Consider the following 25379-nt stretch of genomic DNA (forward strand, 5'->3'; position numbering starts at 1 on the left):
ACACTCACCGCTCGCGGGACACCTCGTCCGGGCGGCGTCCGCGGGCGACGGCCGGCCGCTGGGCTTCGGCGTGCGTCTCCCCGGCGCCGGCAGTAGTTACGAGCTGCGCGACCATCCGCCGCAGCCGCTCGTCCTCGGTGGTTCGCTGTGCGGTGTCCTTCGACAGCGCGGGCATCACGAGCCCGTCCGGCACGCCGGCCTCGCGCCACAACCGATCCGCCTCCGCCCGCGTCGTGTCGAACTCGTCCTGCACGAACGCTCGCGACTCGGGCGTCCCGTGCTGCGCATGGTGATCGACGGCATCCGCCGCCTGCACAAGCCGTTCGACTGCCAGCAACCGTTCCGCCAGCAACGGTTTGCCACTCGGCTCGGCGGCCAGCTGGCGAACCACCAGCGGTACGCCGTACCGCACCTGAGCCGTCACACCGCCGACAGCCTGCCTTTCGCCGCGCCGGCCGACGGTGCCTACGGCCGGGCCGACCGCGCCGACGTCCGGGGTCTGCGGCGGCGGATCGTTCGGCCCCGGTGGCGCGATCCGCTCGACGATTGTCTCGGCACGCATCGACAGCTGTGTCATCAAGTACCGCGTGACAGCGCGCTGCTCGAGAAGCTCCGACTGGTTGACTGCCCGGACCGCCTTGTCCTCCTCGAGCCCTTCGTGCACCTGGAGCTCGCGCTGCCGGAACAGATACCGCGAGACCGGCGTCGCGAGCAACGATCCCGCGGCACCGGCTGTCGTCAGCACGATCACCAGATCCGGCAGGTCGAACACCAGATCCAGCGCCACCGCACTGCTCACCCCGCCGATCGGGCCGGCGGCGGCCTGTACGACGTACGCCGACTTCGGCGCCCGCGCCACGGGCCGCGGCCCGACCGGCGGACCGGCCACCGTCGGCAGTCGGCCCGCGACGCCCGCGGGAGCGCCCGCGCTGCTGTCGGCGCCGCCGGTCGAGGTCTCCAAGTGATCGACGAGTTCGCGGAGTGCGCGCAGTTGTGGCTCGACGATGGAGGCGAGGGCGGTTGCCTGGGCGGTTTCCTGGTGGCTGCGTGACCAGCGTTTCGACGCGTCGCGGGCGAGCTCGTCCCGGTTCAGGAAGTACTTGTCGCCCAGCGCGCCGGTCAGCGCACCGACCAGCCCGGGGCCGGCCGAGCCGAGCAGGCCCTCGAGCTGCGGACCGACACTGCGGGCGACCGCGGTCGGATCGACGTCGGTCGCCGGCCTGCCTCCCAGGAACGCGCGCCGCGCCGTACCCGACACGTTCTCGATCAGCTGCGCAGCCAGTCCGACGGTCAGCGGCGGAGTCCCCGGTACGTCGGACGAGGCGGGCGGCAACGCTACCGGGTTCCCGGCGGGTTGCAGGTCGGCGACCACGCGGTCGAGACGGGCGCGCAGGTCGGCGAACTCGGTCGCGACCTGGTTCACGTACAACCTGGGATCCGCCAACCGCAGCCGCTCCGTCGCGTCCATGCGCCGCAGCCGGAATTCGAGCTTCTTCGTGTCGATCAGTCTCTCGGCCAGCGACTTCGCGAGCGCCGACGACGCGATCACCAGTGCCGTCGACATCGCCGGTACGCCGAACACCGTCAGCGTCCCGGCGACCGCGGCCGTGGCGAGGGTCGGCATCGCGTACCGGCGCAGGTAGTTCCGCCAGGCCGTTGCCCGCGGCAGCTCGACGACCGCCGGCCGCACTCGCTCCGGTCCGTCGAGCAGTCCGCGCAGCCCCGGGTAGTCGTACTCGCGCTGCCGTGTATCGGCCGCGTACGCCGGCTTCCGCCCAGCCATCTTCTGCTGGTCCAGCCGCCGCTCCGCGTACGCCCCGACCGCCGCGTTGACGATCGTCGGCACGGCGATCCCGACGCCGACCAGCGGATTCCCGGTGAACGCGGCAGCTGCTGCGCCGATCATCACCGACGAAACCCCCGATCCGCCGACCGCCCTGGCCAGGTACCCCGATGAGTCGACCCGGTCCTCCAACGGCCGGCGCCCGTCCTTGGCCCGTTCGAGCACCTCGCGTTCCTCGTCGCTGAGCAGAGTTCGCAGCAGCGGCGCGTTCGCCTGCCCGTCCGCCACACCCATCCGCAGCGCGAGCCGCCGAATCTCCCGTCGTACGGCGGCCCGCCGCACCGGACCGCCCGTACGCTCCGACCGCCCCCGCTGCCGCAACTCGGCCCGCAAACCCACGTCGACAGGCCGCTGCACAACATCGACCTCCGGCGCACTACCCGGCCCGAACACCCGATCCCCGTCAAGCCCGCTATCACCCCGGACCCCTACCGCCGTACCTCGCGCCGCGGCCGTACGTCGACCACGTATCACAGCCGCCGACTCCGCCAGGGCGCGCGCCAGCACCGGCGCGACCTCGTCCACCGGCAACCGTTCGGACAAGGTCAGCTCAACCACCGGTACGTTGCCGCCCGCAACGGCATACTCGAACGTCACCCCCGGGTCCAGCGCCTCCACCCGCCTGACCAGCCGGAACCGCTCGGCCCCACCCCCGACCCGGTACACCCCGTTGCCCTCGGCCCGCACCACCCCCAGGTCGGCAGCATGCGCGCCCGGCTCCGCCAGCAACCGCTCGGACTCGGAGCTGACCATCAGCCAGCCGACGAGCCGCTGCCGGCCCCACCCCAACCACTGCGCCGTCACACCGCCCACACCTCCACTCGGCTCCGCAAGTAAGGGTTACCTTACTGAGAGGGTCAGGTGGCGGCGTCGGTCAGGAGTCGTCGGCCTTGCGGACCCAGACTTCCCGGATGATGAGGAGGATGGCGGCGGCGGACGGGATGGCGAGGAGGGCGCCGACGACGCCGAGCAGGGCGCCGCCGAGCAGGGCGGCGATGACGGTGACGGCGCCGGGGATGTCGACGGCGCGGCGCATGATGCGGGGCGCGATGACGTAGTTCTCGACCTGCTGGTAGATGATGCCGTAGATCAGGCACGCGATGCCGACCCAGAGGCTGTCGGTGAAGCCGATCAGGGCGACCACGACGACGCCGATCAGGCCGCCGACCATCGGGATGAACGCGGTGAACATCACCACGATCGCCAGCGCCACCGCGTAGTCACGCAGGCCGATGATCTCCAGGAAGATGAACATGCTGACGCCCGCGCACAGCGCCACCAGGAACTGGCCGCTGACGTAACCGCCGACCCGGCCCAGCACCTCGTCGCCGAGGATCGAGACGCGGGTACGGCGGGTGCGCGGGACCAGGCTGTACGCCGCCCGCTTGACCGACGGCAGCGAGGCGAGGAAGTACAGCGTCAGAATCAGGATCGTGAACGTGTTGAACAGCGCGTTCGCGACCACCTTGCCGACGCCGAGGATGCCGCCGAACGCGCGTTGCGCCAGCGCCGGGTCCTGGACGTAGTCCTGGGCCTTCTGGATGAACTGGTACCTGTCGTTCAGTTCGTTGAGCGTCTGGGACTTGGTCAGCAGGTCGAGCCACTGGGGCGCGTTCTTGATCAGGCTGTTGATCTGGTCGCTGACGACCGGCACGATCGCGAACCCGACGCCGGCGACCGCGAGGATCATCAGCAGGAACACCACGCCGACCGACAGGCCGCGCTTCAGGCCGCGACGCATGAACCACTCGACCAGCGGGTTCAGGCCGACGGCGATGAACATCGACACCAGCAGCAGGATCAGCACCGAGCGGGCCTGGCCGAGCGCGTTCCACAGACCCCAGGCGACGAGTACGCCGAGCGCCGCGAAGAACCCGAACGTGAACGGGTTGCCGCGGCGGATGGGCGGCCCCGGCTCACCCATCCCGACCGACGGGTGCCGCTCCTCGATCAACAGTTCGTCGGCGATGTCCGAGCCCTGCTCGGCGGCCTTCTCGGCCGCGTCAGCTTCCGCGGCCGACGCCTCCGCCTCGTCCGCCGATTCGTCGGCCTCGTCGGCCGATTCGTCGGCGGCCTGTGCCGAGGCGGCCGCCTGGGCAGCGGACTGTTCGCTCTTGCCGGCGGCGGCTTCGGCCTTGGCGGCTGCCGCTTGTGCCTCGCGGGTTGCGTCGGCGATGTCCGGGTCGGTCGCTGTCGAGGTGTCGTCGTCGCCGGATGGCGTCACATCTTGTCCTTCGGGGATCGCGCGCGCGAGGTGGCCGCATCGGTCTTGGCGTTCGCGGACGACTCACCTCCGGAGGACTTCGCGGAGGCGGACGGCCGCGTCTGGACCCGAGTCTCCTCGGTCGCGAGGTCACTCAGCCGGAACTCGTCGACCCTCGTCGCATCCTTCGGCTCGTCCTCCGCGGCCTCGGCGGGGCCGCCGCCGGTGCGGCTGGTCTTGCCGGCCAGGTCGCCGGCGTCCTTCGGGTCGACCCGCAGACCGGTGTCGATCCGGGTCTCGTCGACCCGGGCATCCCCGGCGTCGATGCCGACGAACGGGCTCGCTCCGGTGAACGGTCCGTCCTCGTCGTCGTACGACGAGACACCCGAGGGGCTCGCGGCAGGCGTCGCACCCGGGAACGGGTTGTCGGCCGGCGTCGCCGCCGGGTAACCACTCCCGCCGTCGGCCGACGCTCCGGAGGAGGTGGCGCCCGGAGCCGCGGACGAGGCGGAGCCAGACGGGGAGGAGGTGGAGCCGGTCGTGGTCGCGCCGGCCGCCGCAGACTCCGCCGAGCCGGACTCCGTCGAAGTGGAGCTGGACGAGGAGGTGGAGCCAGGCGTGGCGGACCCCGGTGTGCCGGACGGCTTCGTACCGGAGGTCGAGGAGGTGGAGCCCGGAGTGGTGGAAGCCGGGGACGTGGAGTCCGACGGGGCGGGGGCGAACGGGCTGCCGGTGCCGGAGCCAGGGGCGCCGAGGGCGCCCGCCGACGGCGTCGCGCTGGCCTCCGCGGGGCGGGCGAACGGGTTCACGTACGGCGCCGCGGCCGTTTCGGAGTCGAGCTCCGCGGCCTGGCGGGCGATGTTGCTCGCGATCTCGTTGAGGCCGGCGATCTGGGTGAGGATCCCGTCGCGGCGCTTCGCCAGCCGCTCGGTCTCGCGGGCCACGACCGTCCGGGACCGCTCGGCCTCGTCCGCCGCGTTCGCGAGCTCGGCCTCGGCGCGCGTGCGTGCGGTGGTGAGCAGCTGCTCCGCCTCCCGCCGGGCCCGCGCGAGCGTCCGCTCGGCCGACTCCTCCGCCTCGGCGCGGATCTTGCGGGCCTGTTCGGTCGCCTCGGCCACCCGGCGCTCGGACGCCTCGGCGGCTTCCTTCATCTGGGTGGTCAGGCTGTCGGTGTCGGCCGCGATCTGCTGGTGCTTGTCGGCCAGCTCCTTCGCCTGCTGCTCACGCTCGTCGGCGAGACGCGCCCGCAGCGCCGCGGACTCGCGCTGGATCGCGGTCCGGATCTTCTCGGCCTCGTGCAGCGCACCGTTCTTGAGCGTGCTCGCCTGCGACTCGGCGGTGAGCTGCAGCTGCTCCGCCTTCCGACGGGCCGCCTGCAGGATCTCGGCCGCCTCGGTCTCCGCCGTACGGCGCAGCTCGGCCGCGTCACCCTCGGCGGTACGGCGCATGCTGTCCGCCTCGTTCAGCGCGACGCTCCGGATGTCCTCGGCCTCGCGCTCACCGGTCGCCCGCGCGGAGGCCGCCTCCTTCGCCGCGTTCGCACGCAGCTCCTCGGCCTCACGCTTGGCCTCCTCGAGCGCCTCGGACGCCTGGTCCTGGGCGAGCCGGAGGATCTGCGCGGCCCGGTCGCCGAGCCCGGCGTACGACGGGTTCGCACTGGCCTCGAGCTGACGCCGGGTCTCCTCGAGCTGCTGCTGCAGCGGCGCGACGTTGTGCTGCAGCTGGTCGGCCCGGTGCCTGGCCTCGACGAGTTGCATTTCCAGCGCGCGGACGTAATCGTCCACGGCCTGCTTGTCGTACCCGCGACGGCTGACGGGGAAGCCCCCGGCAGCAGTCGCCGTACGGTCGAAGAACGGCAGGCTCGACTCGTCAGGCATTCCCCAGGTTCCCTTCTGGCGGCTCAGCGTGAATCCCCCACCATAAGCCTGTCAGAACCCCTCTCCATCACCCAAACGGGAGCCAGCTGTTACGGAGACGAGACACTGCTACCTGTTGCGGAAGCGATTGATCTCGTCGAGGTGCCGCTCACGCAGGGCGGTGTCGCGGATGCCGAGTCCTTCGGACGGTGCGAGGGTGAGGACGCCGACCTTGCCCTGGTGCAGGTTGCGGTGCACGTCGTACGCCGCCTGCGCGGTCTCCTCCAGCGAGTAGACCCTGCTGACCGTCGGGTGCACCATGCCGCGCGCGATCAACCGGTTCGCTTCCCAGGCCTCGCGGTAGTTCGCGAAGTGCGAGCCGATGATCCGCTTCAGGTTCATCCACAGGTAGCGGTTGTCGTACTCGTGCATGAACCCCGACGTCGACGCACACGTCACGATCGTCCCGCCCTTGCGGGCGACGTACACCGATGCCCCGAACGTCTCCCGCCCCGGGTGCTCGAACACGATGTCCGGGTCGTCCCCGCCGGTCAGCTCCCGGATCCGCGCCCCGAACCGCTTCCACTCCTTCTGGTCCTGGGTCGTCTCGTCCTTCCAGAACTTGTACCCCTCCGCCGTCCGGTCGATGATCAGCTCGGCGCCCATCGCCCGGCAGATCTCCGCCTTCTCCGGCGACGACACCACGCACACCGGGATCGCCCCGCCGTTCAGCGCGAACTGCGTCGCGTACGACCCCAGGCCGCCGGACGCGCCCCAGATCAGCACCACGTCGCCCTGTTTCATGTTGGCGCCGTTGGCCGACACCAGTTGCCGGTACGCCGTACTGTTCACCAGCCCGGGTGACGCCGCCTCCTCCCAGGTGAGGTGCGCCGGCTTCGGCATCAGCTGGTTGGACTTCACCAGCGCGATCTCCGCGAGACCGCCGAAGTTCGTCTCGAATCCCCAGATCCGCTGCTCGGAGTCGAGCATCGTGTCGTTGTGCCCGTCCGGCGACTCCAGCTCGACCGACAGGCAGTGCGCGACCACCTCGTCGCCCGGCTGCCAGGCGTTCACGCCCGGTCCGGTCCGCAGTACGACGCCCGCGAGGTCGGAGCCCACCACGTGGTACGGCAGGTCGTGCCGGGCCGTCAGCGGCGAAAGCTTCCCGTACCGCTTCAGGAACGAGAACGTCGACACCGGCTCGAAGATCGACGTCCAGACGGTGTTGTAGTTGATCGCGCTCGCCATCACCGCGACCAGCGCCTCGCCCGGCCCGAGTTCGGGCGTCGGCACGTCGTCGAGGTGCAGGCTCTTGCGCGGGTCCTTCTCCTTGCTGTCCAGCCCCTCGAACATGCCCGCCTCGTCGGCGTGCACGGTGATCCCGCGGTAGTGGTCCGGTACGTCGAGCCCTCCGACGGCGGCGTTGTCACCGGAGAGGATCGCTTCAAGGATCTGCTTCACGTCGTACCTCCTGCAGCGGCGGCGGTCCGGAACAAATCGGTGAGCGGAACTTACCGTTGAGTATGCGCGCGTGGCTGTGCGCTGTAACACAGCGGACGGCCGTTGAGACGACCGTCACTTTTCCAGTCCACCGTTGTCAGTGGTCTTATCCCGGTCCGGTCAGCGCAGGCGGGTGTGCAGCCGTACCTGGGTGAAGCCGTCGCCCGACCGCAGCTGCGCCAGATCGCACAACTGGTTCGCCAGCCAGACGCCGCGACCGCCGAGCCCGTCGAGCGGCGGCAGCACCCGTCCGACCAGCAGGTCGTCGATCCGGCCGCGGTCGGTCACGTCGCAGAGCAGCGCGCCGTCGGCGATCCAGACCGCGAGCCTGCCGCCTCCGCCGCCGAACCGGATGCTGTTCGTGCAGATCTCGTGCAACGCCAGCGACAGGTCCTCGAGCCGGTCGCGCGAGACGCCGTGCGAGGCCGCCTGTCCGCTCAGCCACTGCCGGATCTGCCCGAGTTCCCGCGCCCCGAAATCCCACCGCTCGGCCCGGTCCGGTACGTCGTCCAGCGCGGTCCGGAACGCTTTCTCCGCAAGGCCGTCCCCGCCCGCGTGCGTCGCCGTCGGATCGATCCCGACCGCCACGTCGTAGGCGCAGTACAACCGGAACGACCGGTCGTGCGCGAACGCGATGCCGGACAGCGCCTCGTGCAGCAGCACCTCGTCGTACGCCGCCGCGCTCCGGCCCGGGTACGCCGCCTCGACGAGCCCGCGCACCGGTCCGGGCCGCCGCTCGAGGATCTCGCGCCAGAACGGGATCAGCCGCGCGGGGTTGCCTCCGGCAACGGTCCCGTCGGCGAACCCGGCCGCGTGCTGGTCCGGACCAAGGGCGTCGCGCAGCATCGCGATCCGCCCCGGTGGAAGCACGGCCATGATGGTTTCCCCCGCCGCCAGACCCTCCTGGACGAACGCGGCCGCACGCTGCACGAATTCCTCGTCCGAGGCATGGACGAAGGCATCGTGCTCGAACCCGGCCGGCGCACCGTGCAAGGAGTCGGTGGCGCTGTCCTTCAGCACCCGAACAGAGTAGTCCGCCCGGACCACCCGGCGAGAGTTCTTTCGCGTGCCGTCACGCGGTGTGGGTCGGTGATGGCTCCACGAGTTCGACGAGTACGCCGCCGGCCGATTTCGGGTGGATGAAATTCACCCGGGACCCGGCCGTGCCGCGTTTCGGTACGTCGTACAGCAAGCGGGCGCCGCGCTCGCGCAGTACCTCGCAGACCGCGTCGAGGTCACCGACCCGGTACGCGAGCTGCTGGATGCCCGGACCGCGCTGGTCGAGGAACTTCGCGATCGGCGACGCGTCCGACAGCGGCGCCAGCAACTGGATCGAGGAACCCGAGTCGCCCACCGAGAGCATCGCCTCCCGGACGCCCTGCTCCTCGTTGACCTCCTCGTGCGCCACGGTCATCCCGAACACGTCCGCGTAGTACCGGACGGCCTCGTCGAAGTCGGCGACCGCGATGCCGACATGATCGATCGCGTCGAACAACTGATCCATCCCGTCAGCGTGGCGCACCCACCGCCCACGACGCCATGGAAAGTGGCCGAGCCGACACTGGTCGTGTGACCCGTCTGACGTGTGCGAGCAGCGGCGTACCAGTGCGGTCGCAGGTATCGTGACAGCATGTCTGACACGCGGAGCTCCAGCGTCATCGTCGCCGGTGCACGGACCCCGATCGGGCGGTTGCTGGGTGGCCTCAAGGGCTTCACCGGCGCCGAGCTCGGCGGGTTCGCGATCCAGGGCGCACTGCGGAAGGCCGGCGTCGCGCCGGACCAGGTCGAGTACGTGATCATGGGCCAGGTACTGCAGGCCGGCGGCGGTCAGATCACCGCCCGCCAGGCCGCGGTCAAGGGCGGTATTCCGATGGACGTGCCGGCGATCACCGTCAACAAGGTCTGCCTGTCCGGCCTGAACGCGATCGCGCTCGCCGACCAGCTGATCCGGGCCGGCGAGTACGAGATCGTCGTCGCCGGCGGCATGGAGTCGATGACGAACGCGCCGCACCTGCTGCCGAAGTCCCGCGAGGGCTACAAGTACGGCGACACCGCGCTGGTCGACTCGATGGCGTACGACGGTCTGTGGGACGCCTTCACCGACCAGGCGATGGGCGCGCTCACGGACCAGCAGAACAACGCGGTCGAGAAGCTCAGCCGCGAGGAGCAGGACGAGTTCAGCGCCCGTTCGCACCAGCGCGCCGCCGAGGCCTGGAAGAACGGCGTGTTCGCCGACGAGGTCGTCCCGGTCGAGGTGCCGCAGCGCAAGGGCGACCCGATCGTGGTCGACACCGACGAGGGCGTCCGGGGTGACACGTCGGTCGAGGCGCTGGCCAAGCTGCGGCCGGCGTTCGGCAAGGACGGCACGATCACGGCCGGATCCGCCTCGCAGATCTCCGACGGAGGCTGTGCCGTCGTCGTGATGAGCAAGGCGAAGGCCGAGGAGCTCGGGCTGAGCTGGATCGCCGAGATCGGCGCCCACGGCTCGGTCGCCGGCCCGGACTCGACGCTGCAGAGCCAGCCGGCCAACGCGATCGCCAAGGCCTGCTCCAAGGAAGGCATCCAGCCCGCGGACCTCGACCTGATCGAGATCAACGAGGCGTTCGCCGCGGTCGGGATCGCGTCCGCGCGCGAGCTGCAGGTCGGCGAGGACAAGGTCAACGTGAACGGCGGCGCGATCGCGCTCGGCCACCCGATCGGGATGTCCGGCGCCCGCCTCGTGCTGCACCTGGCGCTCGAGCTCGGCCGGCGCGGCGGTGGCGTCGGCGCGGCCGCGCTGTGCGGCGGCGGTGGCCAGGGCGACGCCCTCATCGTCCGCGTGCCCCAGAGCTGATCCGGAATCCAGGTTGATCCAGAGCTGATGCAGAGCTGATGCCGCGACGTACTCCGCCGGTCGGAGAGCTGGTCGAGCGCGCCCGGGACGGTGAGTCCCGGGCGGTCGCCCGGCTGATTTCGCTCGTCGAGGACGAGTCGCCGCTGCTGCGGGACGTGATGGCCGCGCTGGCGCCGTACGCCGGGAACGCGCACATCGTCGGGATCACCGGGTCGCCCGGTGTCGGCAAGTCCACGTCGACGTCGGCGCTCGTCTCGGCGTACCGCGAGACCGGCAAGCGGGTCGGCGTACTCGCGGTGGACCCGTCGTCGCCGTTCTCCGGCGGGGCGCTGCTCGGGGACCGGGTGCGGATGCAGGATCACGCGACCGACCGGGGCGTGTTCATCCGCTCGATGGCGTCCCGCGGGCACCTCGGCGGCCTGGCGTGGTCGACGCCGCAGGCGCTGCGGGTGCTGGACGCGGCCGGGTTCGACGTGGTGCTGGTCGAGACGGTCGGGGTCGGGCAGTCCGAGGTTGAGATCGCGGGGATGGCGGACACGACGCTGATCCTGCTGGCGCCCGGGATGGGCGACGGCATCCAGGCCGCCAAGGCCGGAATCCTCGAGGTCGGCGACATCTACGTGGTGAACAAGGCGGACCGGGACGGCGTCCAGTCGGTCACCCGGGACCTGCGGGCGATGCTGGCCCTGGCGGAGCGGGCCGAGGGCGCGTGGTCGCCGCCGATCCTCAAGACCGTCGCGTCCCGCAACGAGGGCGTCGCCGAGGTGGTGCAGGCGATCGAGGACCGGCTCGCGTGGATGGCCGGGAACGGCGTACTCACGGAGCGCCGGCGCGGTCGCGCGCGGGACGAGATCGAGGCGATCGCGACGACCGCGCTGCGGGCCCGGTTCGCCCACCTGCACGGGGACGCGCGGCTCGACGTACTGGCCGCCAAGGTCGCGGACGGGGACACCGACCCGTATTCGGCGGCCGACGAGTTGATCGCAGCGCTGTGACACTTGTCTCGCTGTGGAACAATCGACCACGCAGTGTCACATTGTGTCTTTGCTTTCCGTTCACCGAAAGTTGTGCCGAATTCGGGCACAGGCCGCAGAATTTCCGTGCGTTACGGGGATCAGCGTCTCAGGGCGGCGCGCCGGTGGCTGCCGTGCCCCCGAATCCGTTACAGAATGGACCTTGTAGCTGGTGAGCATTGTGCGGTGGGCTGTGTTCAGTCAGTGACAATTGGTGACGGTCCGTGATACAAACTCAAACACAGTCGACCGAGTGGGTTAGGAACAAGGAGTGGCGACATGCCGAAGAAGCTGTTGATCTGGTCGCTCATCGCCTTTGCCGGCTTCTATCTGTTCACCCAGCCGGCCAACGCCGCCGGAGCGGTCGGGGGCGCGTTCTCGGCCGTTGGTGATGCGTTCGGGAGCGTCATCACGTTCCTGACCGCGCTGTTCAGCTGATCTGCCGTCGAGTGTCCCGCTCCGCGTAGCCGTGCGGGACACTTGAGTTGTACGGGGTCACACAACAGCGTGACAGGGGAGTGAGTGGATGGCCGGAATAGGCCTGTTCCGGATCTTCGACCCGAAGGTCCGGCGCCATCTGATCTCGGACGAGGGCGAAGTCGTCATCGACGAGGTCCGGCACCACTGGGTGGTGTTCACGGTGCCGATGCTCGAGGTGGTGCTCGCGGCGGCACTGCTGCTGACGATGGCGACCACGTCGATCGGCGGGCAGCCGGTGCTGCTGGCGATCGTTCTCGTCCTGCTCGCGCATGCCTTCTGGCAGTTCCTCACCCAGCACCGGGACCGGTTCGTGGTCACGAACATGCGGGTGATGCGGATCCGCGGCGTCTTCTCCCAGACCGTCGCGACCACCCCGATCGCCCGGGTCCTCGACATCACGCTGCAGAAGCCGATCATCGGGCGGATGCTGGGCTACGGCCACTTCGTCTTCGAGTCGGCCGCGCAGGACCAGGGCTTCCGTGAGATCAAGTGGGTCAGCCGTCCCGACGACCGCGACCTGACCATCCAGCGCGTCATCCAGCGCACCGGCCTGCGGGCGTCGGCGAGCGTCGACGTGGTCCAGGGCGACGAGGACTCCGACGACGACGGTACCGGCCCGATCGGCATGGACACCGCGCAGGAGGTCGCCGCCAGCGCCCCGACCGTCACCGCCACACAACAGTCCCGCCCCGCGCCACCCACGTCCTCCGCGTCGAAGTCGATCTTCAACAGCGAACGCGGCAACTGGACCGACGACGAGTAGACCGGGCCCGGCCGCGGACAGGGGCTGGGGACAGGGGCTGGGGACCTCGGACATCTGGTCAGGTGTTCACGGTCCCCGTTGGCTGTCCTGAGTTGTCGCGGAACAGGGCTCGGCGGCGTTCGCGGTGTGCGCGTTCGGGGTGTTGGGGTGGGGCAGTGGCCAGCGCCTCGTCCAGTTCGCTGACAGCTTCCGGGTAGCGGTGTTGGCGGGCCAGGAGTTCGGCGCGGACGGCGTGCCAGCGGGAGTTGCGGGGGATCGGCTCGAGGAGTGCGAGAGCGGCGTCGGCCTCGCCGGTTTCGGCGATCGCCACGACGCGGGCCAGCTCGGCCGCGGGACTGGGCGATACGTCGACCAGCAGGTCGTACAGCCGGACGATCTCGCGCCAGTCGGTCGCGGTGTAGCTGGGGACGCGCGCATGCTCGGCCGCGATCGCGGCCTGGAGCTGGTACGCGTCGGCCTGCCGGGCGGACCGCTCCAGTGAGTCGTTGAGCAGCGCGACGCCACGAGCGATGAGTTCCTGATTCCACAACGAGCGGTCCTGCCGATCGAGCGTCACCACCTCGCCGGAATCGTCAAGACGAGCCGCCTGCCGGGCTTCCGTGAGGAGCAGGAGCGCCAGGACAGCTGTCGGCGTGGGCTGTTCAGGGAGCAGCGAGTGGAGGAGCTCGGCCAGCCGGATCGCCTCCGCGCACAGGTCGACGTCGTACGCCGCCTCGCCCTCGGACGGTGCATGGCCCGCGGTGTAGAGGCTGTGGATGACGGCACAGACCGCGGGCAATCGCTCCGGAAGCTCGGCCTCCGCGGGCACGCGGTACGGGATGCGCGCCGCCGCGATCTTCTGCCGCGCGCGGACGAGCCGCTTGGTCGCCGCGACCTCGGTGGTGAGCAGGACGCCGGCGATCTGCGTGGGCGAGAGCCCGCACAACGTCCGCAGCGCGAGCGCGACCCGCGTCGGCGGCGACAGCGACGGGTGGCAGCAGGTGAAGATCAACCGGAGCAGGTCGTCCTGGACGACATCGTCCGGTTCGAGCCCGCTGGCCGGATCGAGCTCGCGCCGGGAGAGCTCGAGCAGATCCGTGCCGTCACGTTCCTTGGTAGTGCGGGCCCGTTCGCGACGGATGATGTCGATCGCCTTGCGCCGGGCGGTCACGGTGAGCCAGGCGCGCGGCTCGGGCGGTACGCCGGTCACCGGCCAGGCACCGAGCGCCGCCAGAGCCGCCTCCTGGACCGCGTCCTCGGCGAGCTGGACGTCGCCGACCGTCCGGATCAGGGTCGCGAGGATCCGCGTCCCCTCGATCCGGATCGTCTCGGCGACCGCGGCGTACCGCTCGTCCACCCGGGCCTACTTCGCCAGGATCACCGGTCGGACCTCGACCGCGCCGCCCCACGCGGCCGGGATCTCGGCCGCGATCCGCACCGCCTCCTCGAGATCGTCCGCCTCGATCAGGTAGTAACCGGTCAGTGCTTCCTTGGTCTCGGCGTACGGCCCGTCGGTCGTGACCACCGGCCCGCCACGGGCGCCCTCGACCCGGACGACGGTCGCCGTCGAGGTCGGATGCAGCACGGCGCTCGCCTTGACCTGGTCGGCGTACTCCACCCCGAACCGCCGGTACTCGGCCAGCTCGTCGGCCTGCTCGGGCGCCCACCAGTCGACGTCCGCGGTGTAGGTCAGTGCAAGGTACTGCGCCATCGGAGTCCTCCTTCTCGCTGGAACCACTCTGGTCCCTCGGGAGAGGAACGAACAGCCATCCGCCGGCAGGACATCGTCATTGCGTGGCTTCCGAGATTCGTCCGCGGAAGGCCCGTACGGCGTCCGGGTCGCCGACCGTCCGGACCGCGTCGTCGCCGGCCCGTCCCCAGAGCCACAGGTACAGCTGCGCCGGGCCGCCGAAGATCTCCGCCGCGACGTTGCCCTCGGCACCTTGCCGTACGTCGACACTCGTCGCGTCGGCGTGCACGGTCCAGGAACGGCCCGCCTGTCCGGTCGAAGCGGTCAAGCGGACGGCCGCGTCGATCGGATGCGCGGTGTCGCCCTCCTCCCACCACGGACCGCCGAGAGTCGGGTACAGCACCTCGTCGATGCCGTCGAGCGCCAGCTCGGGATCGATCGGGGTGACCATGCCGTGCGCCTGCTCCACGTCGATCCGGTGGATGACGGTCTCGTGCGCCATCCGCCGGTGCCAGAAGCCCGAGGTCGTGTCGCGTGGGTCGAACGTCCACGTCCGCAGGCCGGTCCCGGCCGCGTCCAGGGCGTCGACGATCGCCGCGCGCGCCTCGTCGTACCACTGGAGGGTGTCCTGATCGGAGAAGTCCGGCGGCCACGGGTCGGGACGGGCACCGAGCCGGAGCACCTCGACCTTGTGGACGTACACCTGCGCCACGTGCCGCATCACGTCGTCCACAGTCCACCCCGGGCAACTGGGCACGGGCGCGTCGAGTCCGCTCCGCGCCACCTCGCCCAACCGGGCACTCTCGGACCGCAGGTGCTCCAGGAAACTCATGCACGCACCCTTCCAGAGGCGGCCGACAGTTTCAGATGCTCCGCGACTTCAGCGCGGCCTCCCAGTCCTCGGTCTCGGAGTGACTGATCTCGACCACCCGCTCGGCCAGCAACCTCACCGGCTCGTCGGCCCTGGCGTAACGGCCGGCCTTCTGCGCGTACAGCCAGGCCTCGTTACGCAACTGCTGGGCCGTCCGGGTGTACGTCGGATACGTGTCCTTGAACCCGTACAACGTCCGGACCCCCTCGGCCAGTGCGATCACGCCGCCGAGCGCGGGGGCCAGCCAGATGGGTGCCTCGATGGCGACCGAGATCGCGATCACCAGGGCGGCCAGCAGTTGCACGGTGCCGAGGGCGCGGTACCAGATGCGGGCGCGCCGGGCGTGCGTGGCGTACCAGCGGAAGCGGATGCCGATCAGCTGCTCGGCCGGCGTGTCGGTCCCCAGCGCGGGGAAGTCCGAATCTCTGAGTCTCGACATGGTGCGAACAGTGTGAGGCTAAGGTTCCGCACATGGCCAGGAAAAGGGCTCTGCCGTTCGATCCGATCGACGAGGCGTCGCGGCAGTGGGGACGGCGCTGGGGTGCGGTCGAGCAGATGCGGGCCGTCACGTCGCTGATGCGCGCGCAGCAGATCGTGATCAACGAGCTGGACGAGATTCTCCGCAAGCACGGGCTGACGTTCGCCCGGTTCGAGGCGCTGGTGCTGCTCACGTTCTCGCGGCGCGGGTCGCTGCCGCTCGGGAAGATGGGGGAGCGCCTCCAGGTGCATCCGACGTCGGTGACGTCGATCGTCCGCCGCCTGGAGGCAGCGGGCCTGGTGACCAGGACCCCGCACCCGGACGACGGGCGCGCGGTCCTGTGCGAGATCACCCCCGAGGGCCGTGACCTGGTCGAACGCGCCACCGCCGACCTGGTCGCCGCCGACTTCGCCCTGTCCGGCCTGGCCGACGACCAGCTCAAGATGCTCTGGTCCGTCCTCGAGCCCCTCCGCCGCAACGCCGGCGACTTCACCTGACGGACTCGGACGCCCAGGCCATCACAATCCGCCCGCGACCAGCTGGCCCCGCGGCGGACGGCCGCCGGCCACCGATTGTGATGGCCTGGCGGTCTTCGTCACGTTGGAAATAGTTGGACGTCCTAGTATTTTGGGACCAGTCCCTAGGGAGGTCTGACTGATGGATGCCGAGCAGATCGCGGCCGGGCGGAACCGGTGGCAGCAGCGGTACGACGCCGCGCGCAAGCGGGAGGCGGACTTCACCACGCTCTCCGGGACCGAGCTGGCGCCCGTGTACGGGCCGCCCGAGGGCGTCGACGACCCGCGGATGGAGCGGATCGGCTGGCCGGGCGAGTTCCCGTTCACCCGCGGGCTGTACGCGACCGGGTACCGCGGCCGGACCTGGACGATCCGCCAGTTCGCCGGTTTCGGCAACGCCGAGCAGACCAACGAGCGCTACAAGATGATCCTGAACGGTGGTGGCGGCGGTCTGTCGGTCGCGTTCGACATGCCGACCCTCATGGGCCGCGACTCCGACGACCCGAAGTCGCTCGGCGAGGTCGGCCACTGCGGCGTCGCGATCGACTCCGCGACCGACATGGACCGGTTGTTCAAGGACATCCCGCTCCAGGACGTCACCACGTCGATGACGATCTCCGGCCCCGCCGTCCCGGCCTTCTGCATGTACCTGGTCGCCGCCGAGCGCCAGGGCGCCGACATCTCCCGGCTGAACGGGACGCTGCAGACCGACATCTTCAAGGAGTACATCGCGCAGAAGGAGTGGCTGTTCCCGCCGGAGCCGCACCTGCGCCTGATCGGCGACCTGATGGAGTACTGCGCGACCACGATCCCGGATTACAAGCCGCTGAGCGTCTCCGGCTACCACATCCGCGAGGCCGGCTCGACCGCCGCGCAGGAGCTCGCCTACACGCTCGCCGACGGGTTCGGGTACGTCGAACTGGGTCTGAGCCGCGGCCTCGACGTCGACGTGTTCGCGCCCGGCCTGTCGTTCTTCTTCGACAGCCACCTGGACTTCTTCGAGGAGATCGCGAAGTTCCGGGCGGCCCGCCGGATCTGGGCGCGCTGGCTGCGCGACGTGTACGGCGCGAAGACCGAGAAGGCGCAGTGGCTGCGGTTCCACACCCAGACCGCGGGCGTGTCGCTGACCGCGCAGCAGCCGTACAACAACGTCGTACGGACCGCCGTCGAGGCGCTGGCCGCGATCCTCGGCGGGACGAATTCGCTGCACACCAACGCGCTCGACGAGACGCTCGCGCTGCCGACCGAGGAGTCGGCCGAGATCGCGCTGCGCACGCAGTCGGTGCTGATGGAGGAGGTCGGCGTCACCAACGTCGCGGATCCGCTCGGCGGTTCCTGGTACGTCGAGGCGCTGACCGACGAGATCGAGGCCGAGGCGGAGGCGATCTTCGCGCGGATCCGGGAGATGAGCCCGGACGAGTCGATGACCGGCGGCATCCTGCGTGGGATCGAGGACGGCTGGTTCATGGCCGAGATCGCCGACGCCGCGTTCGAGTACCAGCAGAAGCTCGAGAAGGGCGAGAAGAAGATCGTCGGCGTGAACACGCTGACCGACACCGTGTCGGGCGAGCTGGAGATCCTCCGGGTCTCGCACGAGGTGGAGGTCGAGCAGTGCCGGGTGCTGGCGGAGCGCAAGGCGCACCGTGACGAGGACCGGGTACGGCGTACGCTGTCGGCTCTGGTGGAGGCGGCCAGGGGCACTGGCAACCTGATCGAGCCCATGCTGGAGGCAGTGCGTGCGGAGGCCACGATGGGGGAAATCTGTCACGTTCTTCGGGAACAGTGGGGAGAGTACCGAGAGCCCGCCCGATTCTGAGTCGCCGTCGGGCGTCCGGTCGGCGGCGAAGGCGGCCGACGGACGCCCGGTCGTGGTCTGCGGTTCGGACCGCACGATGCTCCGGGTGGTCACCGAGCTGGTGAGTTCGGGCGAGCGGGTGACCGCGATCGTCAACCCCGCCTCGCGGCACTACGACCGGATCGGCGAGCTGGGCGCGACCGTGATGGGCGCCCGGGTGATCAGCGAGTCGTTGCTGCGGCGAGCAGGTGTCGACGCCGACGACGACGGTACGCCGTCCACGGCCCGCGCGCTCGTACTGCTCGACACCGACGACGTCCACAACGTGCACACCGCACTGACCGCGCGCGAGATGGATCCGGACCTGCGGATCATCGTGCAGATGGTGAACCCGCGGTTGGGCAAGCAGCTGAACAGCCTGCTCGGCGACTGCGTGGTGATCAACGGGCCGTCGCTGGCCGCGCCCGCGTTCGTGTCGGACGCGCTGGAGGACGACGAGCTGACCTGGATGGAGCTCGGCGGCCAGATGGTGGTCGTCGGTCAGGCCGACCTGATCCGCGAGCCGCACCTGACCGTGCTCGCGGACACCACCTCGTCCGCGACGCCGCAGTTGCTGCCGGCATCGAGCGCCGACCCGGAGGGCGACATCGTGCTGGGGACCGGCGTACGGTCGATCTGGCGCAGTCGCGACGTCCGCCCGGCCGGCTGGGTGATGGCCGTCCGCGACGTCTTCGACAGCCGGGTCCGCAAGATCGCCGCGGTGATGGCCCTCCTGGTCGCGGCCGGTACGGCGGTCATCCACTTCGTGGGCGGCGTCGACTGGTGGCGGGCGATCTACCTCGCGGCCGGTGCGGTGACGTCCGCGGGCATCGAGGACGACGCGTTCTCCGAGGCGGATCCGTGGGTGAAGGTCGCGGCGGTGATGGTGCAGCTGACCGGCATCGTGCTGATGGCGCTGCTGACCGCGGTCGTGGTCGACTCGCTGATCGGGGCGCGGCTGTCGCGGATCATCGGCGGTGTGCGGGGGCGGCCGCGTAACCATGTGGTGGTGTGCGGTCTCGGTACGGTCGGCGCGCGGGTGCTGGAGATCCTCACCGAGCGGGGCGTCGCGGTGGTCGGCGTCGACCAGGACGAGGACGCGCCCGGCGTGCAGGTCGCGCACCGGCTGAAGATCCCGGTCGTGATCGGGGACAGCAGCAACGAGGAGACGCTGCGGTCGGCCGGTGTGCAGCGCTGCCAGTCGATGCTCGCGATCACCGACGGGGACATCACCAACCTGGAATCGGCGATGGTGGCCCAGGACCTGAACCCGGACGCGCGGATCACGATGCGGATGTTCGACCACGACCTCGCGCAGCGGGTCGAGCGCCAGTTGGGTCTCGGTCACAGCCGCTCGGTGTCGATGCTGGTGGCGCCGGCCGTCGCGGCCGCGGTCGCGAACCAGCGCAAGCAGGTGATCGTGCCGGCCGGACGCCGGGTGCTGCTGCTGACCGAGGTGATCGTCGAGGCGGACTCGATCGCCGACGGCCGGCGACTGGGCGAGCTGAACGAGGCCGAGGGCCTGCGGGTGCTCGCGCGGCAGGATCTGAACGGTCCCTGGGAGTGGCGTCCGGCGGCCGGGCGGCCGGTCCGTGCGGGGGACCGGCTGGCGGTCGCGGGAACCCGGGCCGGCCTGGCGCGGCTGCTGATGGTGACCCGGCCGCAGCGCAAGTCGGCGGCGTCGTAGAGGATGGACCTGTGAACGTAGAGTTTGTCTCCCGTGCGCACGGAATGCGAGGACAGTGGTGAGCCAGTCCAACTTCTCCCGTCCCGGGGCGATCGACCTGTCGTCCCTGCGCAAGCCAGCGGGTGCGCCCGGCGCTCCCGCTGCCCCTGGCGGAGGCGCGCCAGGCGGCGGTGCTTCTGCCGGTGCGGGCCCCGCGGGGTCGTACGTGCTGAACGTGAGCGAGCCGACGTTCCAGAGCGACGTCATCGAGCGGTCCCTGCAGGTCCCGGTGGTGGTCGAGTTCTGGTCGCCGCGCTCGCAGGGGTCGATCGCGCTGGGACCGGTGCTCGCGCAGCTGTCCACGGAGTACGCCGGGAAGTTCGTGCTGGCCCGGATCGACATCGACGCGAACCCGCAGCTGGCCCAGGCGGTCGGCGTGCAGACGGTCCCGCTGGTGATCGCAGTACTGCGTGGGCAGGTCGTCCCGCTCTTCCAGGGCGCGCTCGGTGAGCCGGAGGCGCGGCAGTACCTCGACCAGCTCATGACCGTGGCGGTCGCGAACGGCATCACCGGGCGCGCGGAGCCGGTCGGCGCCGCGGCCGAGCCGGTCGAGGAAGAGGCGCCGAACCCGCGGTACGAGAAGGCCGAGAACGCTGTCGGCGCGGGCGATCTGGACGGCGCGATCGCGGCGTACGAGGAGCTGCTGAAGGAAACGCCGAACGACGCCGAGGCGAAGTCGGGGCTGGCGCGGGTGCAGTTGGTGAAGCGCACGCAGGACGTGCCGGCCGACGTACGGACCCGGGCCGCCGACAACCCGACGGACGTCGAGGCGCAGATGCTGGTGGCCGACGTGGATCTGATGGGCGGGCACGTCGACGACGCGTTCGCGCGGCTGATCTCGACGGTCCAGGCGACGGCCGGCGACGAGCGGGACGCCGTCCGGGTGCATCTGCTGGAGCTGTTCGACGTGGTCGGCGCGGACGACGAGCGGGTGGTCAAGGCGCGGCGGCGGCTGATGGCGGCCCTGTTCTGAGCTGACAGGACGAAAACGCGCTGGCCGGTTCCGGACAGTGTGAATTCTTGTAATCGATGCTGACGTGCTCTGAGAATTCTTCACATGAGCGCTGCCGAGTCGCCGTCGCCGAGTCTCGAGACGCGGATCCACGGGCTGTTGCCGGCCTTGAGCCCGGCGCAGTCGCGGATCGCGACCGAAGTACTGCGGGACCCGGCGGCGGTGGCCTCGTCGACGATCGGCCAGTTGGCGGCTCGCTGCGGTACGTCGTTGCCGAGCGTCACGCGGTTCTGCCTCGCGCTCGGCCTGTCCGGGTACGCCGAGCTGCGCCTGGCGCTCGCCGCTGAGAGTGGCCGGACCAGCCCGAGCTGGGAGCGCGGGACCGGGTCCGAGGTCGGTCCGGACGACTCGCTGGACGACGTACTCCGGACATTGCTGCGCGCCGACACGCGCGCCCTCGAGGACACCGTCGCGGCGCTCGACGTCGACGCGCTCGGGCGGGCCGCCCAGGCGATCTCGGACGCGCGGCGGATCGACCTGTACGCCGTGGCGGGGTCGGCTGCCGTCGCCGAGGATCTGCGGTTGCGGCTGCACCGGATCGGGCGGGGCGCCAGTACCTGGAGCGACGTCCACACGGCGCTGGCCAGCTCCGCGCTGCTCGGAACCGGGGACGTCGCGGTCGGGATCTCGCACAGCGGCGAGACGATCGAGGTCCTGGAGCCGCTGACCCGCGCCGGCCGGCAGGGTGCGACAACTGTTGCCATCACCAACTATCCGCGGTCGCCGCTGGCCCGGGCGGCGGACATCGTGCTGGTCACCGCGGCCCGCGACGTGACGTTCCGGACCGGGGGACTGGCCGGGCGGCACGCCCAGATGCTCGTCCTCGACGCCCTCTACCTGGGCGTCGCGCAACGCGACTACCCGCTGGCCGAGCAGGCTTTCGACGCCACCGCCGACGCGGTCGCGGACCATCGGCAGCGGTCCTGACTCCTACTCACCACTCCGTTCGACCGCCTTCCGAAGGAGAGCCATGCAGAGTCCGCACCAGATCCTCGGCCCGTCCCGCCGCAGTCTGCTACTCGGCGCCGGCGCCACCGCCCTGACCGCTGCCGCCACCACGGCCGGCACAACGACCGCCTCCGCGGCGACCGCATCCGCCGTACCGGCTGATCTCGCCGTGCCGTCGCCGGACACGCTGCCGCTGACCGGCGGGCCCGACTTCCCGATCGGGTTGTTCTGGCCGCCGCATCCGTACGCGAGTACGGCGACGCGGTTCGCCGAGATCAAGAACGCCGGATTCGACTTCGTCATCTCCGGCAACTACGCCGGTGACGGCAACATCTTCCAGTACCAGCTCGGCCTGGCCCGCGACGCCGGCCTGAAGATGCTGATCTCGGACGACATCCAGATCCGCAACATGGCGCGCTGGTTCTCGATCTCCGACACCACGACCGACTTCCTCAGCGTCACACCGGCCGAGGCCCGCGAGCTCTACACCCGCGCGCGGAACGCCTACGGCCCGTTCTCGTCCCTGGCCGGCTTCAACTTCTACGACGAACCCGGCGCGGGCTGGTTCCCGACGCTGGCGAAGGCGCTCGCGATCTCACGTGAGCTGGCGCCGCAGTTGCTCCCGTACATCAACCTGTTCCCGTCCGACGACCCGGCGTACTACCGCAGCTTCGTGGACGTGGTGAAACCGTCGCTGATCTCGTTCGACCGGTACCCGCTGTTGTCGGAGGGCCGCGAGGACGCGAACTACTTCCACAACTGGGCGATCGTCCGCGACGCCGCGCTGCACGGCGACATCCCGTCGTGGGTGTTCATCCAGACGCTTGCCTACCACAACCATCGGGTACCGACCGCGGCCGAGCTGCTCTGGCAGGTCAACATCAGCCTCGCGTACGGCGCGAAGGGCATCCAGTACTTCACGTACTGGACACCGGAGGCCGCCCGCGGCGAAGGCTTCGGCCCCGCACTGATCACGGTCGACGGCGAGCGCACGTCGCGGTACTACGCCGCGAAGGAGATCAACACCACCTGGCTCCACCAGGTCGGCCGCGAACTCAAGCCGCTGGTGTCGGAGACCGTCCAGCACGTCAACGAAACTCCACTACCGAACGGCACCGTCGGCTTCACGCCGACGAACCTCGTGTCGGCCGTCGCCGGCAGCCCCGTCGTGATCGGAACCTTCCGCGCCCGCGACACCACGTCAACCGATCGCTGGCTGCTCGTGGCCAACCGCTCCCACAGCGCCCGATCCCGGGCAGTCCTCACCTTGAACGAGCAGACGGTCGGCTCGGTCGGCGTCTTCCACGCGGGCCGTCAGACCTACGTACCGCAACGCGTAGCGCCGGTCGAGGTCTCCCTGGCGCCGGGCGCGGCAACCCTGGTCAAACTCACCGCGAAGTAGCTGGTCTGACCCCGCTCCGGCTCGTCCTGTCGGGGCGGGGTCAGGTGGGGTGGCCGGTGTAGACGCCCATCGCGCGGAAGCGGAGCGCGGGGGCTGCGTACTCCTCCAGCGCGTGGGCGGTCCAGCCGATCATGCGTGCCAGGGCGAACAGCGCGTCGCCTGCGTCTGGGCGGAAGTTGTAGGCGTGCATGATCGCCGCGATCGCGAGGTCGCTGTTGGGGAACGTCGGGGTGCGCTCGGCGATCGCACGGACGGTGTCGACGATGGGGTGGTCCGCCAGGAGGTCGAGTAGTACTTCGGCGCGTGGATCGTGCTGTTGGTAGATGCGGTGACCGAAGCCGGGGATCGGTTCGCCGGAGCGCAGTTGGTCCGACAGTGCCTTCAATGGGTCGTGTTTGGCCCGGTCCAGGAATTCATAGGCCAGGGTCGGTGCAGCGCCGTGGTACTGCCCGTCGAGTGCGCCGAGGCCTGCCGAGATGACGGCGTACAGATTCGCTCGGGCGCTGGCCGCGACGCGGGCGGCGACGGTGGAGACGGCGAGTCCGTGGTCGGCCAGGAGGATCAGGGCGGCGTCGAGGATCTCGGGGCGAGCGTTGTCTTCGGTCAGCTTCGGCCAGAGTTGTCCGCCGAGGGTCGTGTTCGCGACCGTCGGTCCTGGGAGGGCCGCGATCAGGGTCCTGATCAATGTTCCGGCCGCGGCGGTCACCGACGGCGCCGACAGATCGAACCGCAGCGGATCAGCCGCTCCCAGCACAGCCACCGCCACCCGCAACCGATCCGTCATCCGCGCCGCCCCCGGCACCACCTCCATCCCCGCCCGAGCCAACTCCACCCCCTCCTGCCCAACCCCGGTCCCCGCGCTGTCCCCCACGGGAGGTGGTAGGTGGCCGGTCCACAGGAGGTGGGCTACTTGTTCTACGGTGGAGGTTGTGGCTAGCTCGCGGGCCGAGTGGCCGCGGTAGTAGAGCTCGTCGTCCTGGAGGAGGGTGAGTTCGGATTCGATCCGCTCGACCACACCGGAGTGCTCCACCGAACGGGCCGCAAGGCGGTCCACCTCGGCTGCGGCGAACAGGCTGCCACGACGTCCGCGGGCCCGGACGCTGGTCAGGAGACCGCGGCTGACGTACGCGTAGATCGTCGCCGGCTTCACCTGCAGCCGACGTGCGACCTCCGCGGTGGTCAGGTAATTCTCGTCACCTTCCGGCGGCATCCCGGGCTCCTCCTGCCTTCATGTTGACTGGATCAATATTGACAATAGTTGATTGCCTGTCAACTCTGAAGGTATGTCAACAACCATCAATGTTCCGCCCGGTCTCCGCAACGTCGTCGTCACCGAGACGACGCTCGGAGACGTCCGCGGCGACGAGGGGTTCTACCACTACCGCCAGTACTCCGCGATCGATCTCGCCAAGGCCAAAACCCTCGAAGACGTCTGGTACCTGATGTTCGAGGGCCACCTCCCGACCGACGGCGAGCGCGCCCGCTTCGGTGCCGAGCTCGCGCCCCTGCGCGTCCTGCCCGACGAGGTCCGCGCCGTCCTGCCCGCGATCGCGGCCGCCGGACCGGCGTTCAACCCGCTCGCCGGCCTCCGGACGGCGTTGTCGCTGCTCGCTGCCGTCCGCAGCCTCCCGCCGCTGTGGGACGCCGACCCCGCCCGCCGCAAGGCCGACGCGATGCTCGTGTGCGCGGTGACCCCGACCATCCTCGCCGCGCTCTACCGCCTCCGCGAAGGCAAGCAGCCGCTCGAGCCCCGCCCCGACCTGTCCGCGGCCGCGAACTGGCTGTACCTCGTCACCGGCACCGAGCCCACCGCTGTCCACGCGACGGCGATCGAGCACTACCTGGTCTCGACCGTCGACCACGGCTTCAACGCGTCCACGTTCACCGCCCGCGTGATCGCCTCCACCGGCGCGGACGTGGTCTCGGCCGTCGCGGGCGCGATCGGCGCGTTCTCCGGTCCGCTCCACGGCGGTGCACCGGACCGCGCGCTCGCCAGCCTCGACGAGATCGGTACGCCGGACCGCATCGACGACTGGGTCCGCGCGAAGGTGTCCGCCGGCGACCGGATCATGGGGTTCGGGCACGCGGTGTACCGGACCGAGGACCCGCGCTCGCTGATGCTGCGCGACATCGCCCGGGGGATCGGCGGCGACCTGGTCGACTTCGCGACCACCGTCGAGCAGCGCATCGTCGACGTCCTGGCCGAACTCAAGCCGGGCCGCAACCTCTACGCGAACGTCGAGTTCTACGCCGGCGTCGTGATGGAGCTGTGCGGTATCCCGCGCGCCATGTTCACCCCGACGTTCGCCGTCAGCCGCATCATCGGCTGGTCCGCCAACATCCTCGAACAGTCCCAGGACCCGAAGATCATCCGCCCGATCGCGACGTACGTCGGCCCGCAACCCCCGGCCCCGATCCCCTGACCGACCATCG

Annotated in this window: 22 protein-coding genes; 11 read left to right on the forward strand and 11 right to left on the reverse strand. The window is 70.4% G+C overall.

Annotated features, from left to right (window positions below):
• Positions 1–4: 4 nt before the first annotated feature.
• The 6 genes from BJY22_RS17825 to mce all read right to left on the reverse strand — a co-directional run bounded on the left by BJY22_RS17825 (position 5) and on the right by mce (position 8906).
• On the reverse strand, positions 5–2647 hold the full coding sequence (locus tag BJY22_RS17825; RefSeq protein ID WP_167208203.1) for a hypothetical protein: 2643 nt from the start codon (positions 2645–2647) through the stop codon (positions 5–7).
• A gap of 70 nt (positions 2648–2717) precedes the next feature.
• Positions 2718–4067, reverse strand: coding sequence for an AI-2E family transporter (locus BJY22_RS17830; protein ID WP_167208205.1), 1350 nt, complete (start codon positions 4065–4067; stop codon positions 2718–2720).
• Positions 4064–5923 (reverse strand): transposase, encoded by a 1860-nt coding sequence (locus BJY22_RS17835; RefSeq protein WP_238350388.1) that lies wholly within the window; start codon positions 5921–5923, stop codon positions 4064–4066. Before BJY22_RS17835 ends, BJY22_RS17830 begins: the two co-directional genes overlap by 4 nt.
• A gap of 108 nt (positions 5924–6031) precedes the next feature.
• Positions 6032–7363 (reverse strand): crotonyl-CoA carboxylase/reductase, encoded by a 1332-nt coding sequence (gene ccrA, locus BJY22_RS17840; protein WP_167208207.1) that lies wholly within the window; start codon positions 7361–7363, stop codon positions 6032–6034.
• Positions 7364–7522: 159 nt separating this feature from the next.
• The gene (locus tag BJY22_RS17845) at positions 7523–8422 is read right to left on the reverse strand and encodes a sensor histidine kinase (protein WP_337758757.1); all 900 of its coding nucleotides are present in this window, start codon (positions 8420–8422) and stop codon (positions 7523–7525) included.
• Between the two features lie 52 nt (positions 8423–8474).
• On the reverse strand, positions 8475–8906 hold the full coding sequence (mce, locus tag BJY22_RS17850) for a methylmalonyl-CoA epimerase (RefSeq protein ID WP_167208211.1): 432 nt from the start codon (positions 8904–8906) through the stop codon (positions 8475–8477).
• Positions 8907–9032: 126 nt separating this feature from the next.
• Here mce and BJY22_RS17855 point away from each other — a divergent pair, with 126 nt between their 5' ends.
• The 4 genes from BJY22_RS17855 to BJY22_RS17870 all read left to right on the forward strand — a co-directional run bounded on the left by BJY22_RS17855 (position 9033) and on the right by BJY22_RS17870 (position 12491).
• Positions 9033–10235, forward strand: coding sequence for an acetyl-CoA C-acetyltransferase (locus BJY22_RS17855; protein ID WP_167208213.1), 1203 nt, complete (start codon positions 9033–9035; stop codon positions 10233–10235).
• 38 nt (positions 10236–10273) lie between these two features.
• On the forward strand, positions 10274–11230 hold the full coding sequence (gene meaB / locus BJY22_RS17860; RefSeq protein ID WP_167208215.1) for a methylmalonyl Co-A mutase-associated GTPase MeaB: 957 nt from the start codon (positions 10274–10276) through the stop codon (positions 11228–11230).
• Between the two features lie 297 nt (positions 11231–11527).
• Positions 11528–11686: a hypothetical protein gene (locus BJY22_RS17865; RefSeq protein WP_165546737.1), complete on the forward strand. Its 159-nt coding sequence runs from the start codon at positions 11528–11530 to the stop codon at positions 11684–11686.
• An 88-nt stretch (positions 11687–11774) separates the two neighbouring features.
• On the forward strand, positions 11775–12491 hold the full coding sequence (locus BJY22_RS17870) for a PH domain-containing protein (protein WP_167208217.1): 717 nt from the start codon (positions 11775–11777) through the stop codon (positions 12489–12491).
• 58 nt (positions 12492–12549) lie between these two features.
• On the opposite strand, the gene BJY22_RS17875 is transcribed toward BJY22_RS17870, so the two are convergent.
• The 4 genes from BJY22_RS17875 to BJY22_RS17890 all read right to left on the reverse strand — a co-directional run bounded on the left by BJY22_RS17875 (position 12550) and on the right by BJY22_RS17890 (position 15470).
• A complete protein-coding gene (locus tag BJY22_RS17875) occupies positions 12550–13827 on the reverse strand; it encodes a sigma-70 family RNA polymerase sigma factor (RefSeq protein ID WP_167208219.1) in 1278 nt (425 codons plus the stop codon).
• A 6-nt stretch (positions 13828–13833) separates the two neighbouring features.
• Complete coding sequence (locus tag BJY22_RS17880) at positions 13834–14181, reverse strand: YciI family protein (RefSeq protein ID WP_167208221.1); 348 nt, start codon at positions 14179–14181, stop codon at positions 13834–13836.
• Positions 14182–14257: 76 nt separating this feature from the next.
• A complete protein-coding gene (locus tag BJY22_RS17885; protein WP_167208223.1) occupies positions 14258–14992 on the reverse strand; it encodes a maleylpyruvate isomerase family mycothiol-dependent enzyme in 735 nt (244 codons plus the stop codon).
• A 31-nt stretch (positions 14993–15023) separates the two neighbouring features.
• Entirely contained in the window at positions 15024–15470 is a 447-nt protein-coding gene (locus tag BJY22_RS17890) for a DUF4231 domain-containing protein (RefSeq protein WP_167208225.1), read from the reverse strand.
• A 32-nt stretch (positions 15471–15502) separates the two neighbouring features.
• On the opposite strand from BJY22_RS17890, the gene BJY22_RS17895 reads away from it, so the two are divergent.
• From BJY22_RS17895 to BJY22_RS17920, 6 genes are all read left to right on the forward strand, one after another.
• The gene (locus BJY22_RS17895; protein ID WP_167208227.1) at positions 15503–16006 is read left to right on the forward strand and encodes a MarR family winged helix-turn-helix transcriptional regulator; all 504 of its coding nucleotides are present in this window, start codon (positions 15503–15505) and stop codon (positions 16004–16006) included.
• Positions 16007–16166: 160 nt separating this feature from the next.
• The gene (locus BJY22_RS17900) at positions 16167–17840 is read left to right on the forward strand and encodes a coenzyme B12-dependent isobutyryl-CoA mutase large subunit (protein WP_167208229.1); all 1674 of its coding nucleotides are present in this window, start codon (positions 16167–16169) and stop codon (positions 17838–17840) included.
• On the forward strand, positions 17761–19545 hold the full coding sequence (locus BJY22_RS42955) for an NAD-binding protein (RefSeq protein ID WP_167208231.1): 1785 nt from the start codon (positions 17761–17763) through the stop codon (positions 19543–19545). Before BJY22_RS17900 ends, BJY22_RS42955 begins: the two co-directional genes overlap by 80 nt.
• 58 nt (positions 19546–19603) lie before the next feature.
• Positions 19604–20557, forward strand: coding sequence for a tetratricopeptide repeat protein (locus BJY22_RS17910; protein WP_167208233.1), 954 nt, complete (start codon positions 19604–19606; stop codon positions 20555–20557).
• An 84-nt stretch (positions 20558–20641) separates the two neighbouring features.
• Positions 20642–21523: a MurR/RpiR family transcriptional regulator gene (locus BJY22_RS17915; RefSeq protein WP_167208234.1), complete on the forward strand. Its 882-nt coding sequence runs from the start codon at positions 20642–20644 to the stop codon at positions 21521–21523.
• A 43-nt stretch (positions 21524–21566) separates the two neighbouring features.
• Entirely contained in the window at positions 21567–22946 is a 1380-nt protein-coding gene (locus tag BJY22_RS17920) for a hypothetical protein (RefSeq protein WP_238350389.1), read from the forward strand.
• A 40-nt stretch (positions 22947–22986) separates the two neighbouring features.
• Here the strand turns inward: BJY22_RS17920 and BJY22_RS17925 are convergent, their stop codons facing one another.
• The gene (locus BJY22_RS17925) at positions 22987–24156 is read right to left on the reverse strand and encodes a citrate/2-methylcitrate synthase (protein WP_167208236.1); all 1170 of its coding nucleotides are present in this window, start codon (positions 24154–24156) and stop codon (positions 22987–22989) included.
• 73 nt (positions 24157–24229) lie between these two features.
• On the opposite strand from BJY22_RS17925, the gene BJY22_RS17930 reads away from it, so the two are divergent.
• Positions 24230–25369: a citrate/2-methylcitrate synthase gene (locus tag BJY22_RS17930; protein WP_167208238.1), complete on the forward strand. Its 1140-nt coding sequence runs from the start codon at positions 24230–24232 to the stop codon at positions 25367–25369.
• Positions 25370–25379: the final 10 nt, after the last annotated feature.

This window comes from Kribbella shirazensis (genome assembly GCF_011761605.1).
In the GTDB taxonomy this organism is placed as follows: domain Bacteria; phylum Actinomycetota; class Actinomycetes; order Propionibacteriales; family Kribbellaceae; genus Kribbella; species Kribbella shirazensis.

Excerpts from the sequence above, each read along its gene's own strand:
- BJY22_RS17835 (WP_238350388.1), bottom strand. The coding sequence starts at position 5,923 with ATGCCTGACGAGTCGAGCCTGCCGTTCTTCGACCGTACGGCGACTGCT.
- mce (WP_167208211.1), bottom strand. The coding sequence starts at position 8,906 with ATGGATCAGTTGTTCGACGCGATCGATCATGTCGGCATCGCGGTCGCC.
- BJY22_RS17855 (WP_167208213.1), top strand. The coding sequence starts at position 9,033 with ATGTCTGACACGCGGAGCTCCAGCGTCATCGTCGCCGGTGCACGGACC.
- meaB (WP_167208215.1), top strand. The coding sequence starts at position 10,274 with ATGCCGCGACGTACTCCGCCGGTCGGAGAGCTGGTCGAGCGCGCCCGG.
- BJY22_RS17865 (WP_165546737.1), top strand. The coding sequence starts at position 11,528 with ATGCCGAAGAAGCTGTTGATCTGGTCGCTCATCGCCTTTGCCGGCTTC.
- BJY22_RS17870 (WP_167208217.1), top strand. The coding sequence starts at position 11,775 with ATGGCCGGAATAGGCCTGTTCCGGATCTTCGACCCGAAGGTCCGGCGC.
- BJY22_RS17880 (WP_167208221.1), bottom strand. The coding sequence starts at position 14,181 with ATGGCGCAGTACCTTGCACTGACCTACACCGCGGACGTCGACTGGTGG.
- BJY22_RS17885 (WP_167208223.1), bottom strand. The coding sequence starts at position 14,992 with ATGAGTTTCCTGGAGCACCTGCGGTCCGAGAGTGCCCGGTTGGGCGAG.
- BJY22_RS17890 (WP_167208225.1), bottom strand. The coding sequence starts at position 15,470 with ATGTCGAGACTCAGAGATTCGGACTTCCCCGCGCTGGGGACCGACACG.
- BJY22_RS17895 (WP_167208227.1), top strand. The coding sequence starts at position 15,503 with ATGGCCAGGAAAAGGGCTCTGCCGTTCGATCCGATCGACGAGGCGTCG.
- BJY22_RS17900 (WP_167208229.1), top strand. The coding sequence starts at position 16,167 with ATGGATGCCGAGCAGATCGCGGCCGGGCGGAACCGGTGGCAGCAGCGG.
- BJY22_RS17915 (WP_167208234.1), top strand. The coding sequence starts at position 20,642 with ATGAGCGCTGCCGAGTCGCCGTCGCCGAGTCTCGAGACGCGGATCCAC.
- BJY22_RS17920 (WP_238350389.1), top strand. The coding sequence starts at position 21,567 with ATGCAGAGTCCGCACCAGATCCTCGGCCCGTCCCGCCGCAGTCTGCTA.
- BJY22_RS17925 (WP_167208236.1), bottom strand. The coding sequence starts at position 24,156 with ATGCCGCCGGAAGGTGACGAGAATTACCTGACCACCGCGGAGGTCGCA.
- BJY22_RS17930 (WP_167208238.1), top strand. The coding sequence starts at position 24,230 with ATGTCAACAACCATCAATGTTCCGCCCGGTCTCCGCAACGTCGTCGTC.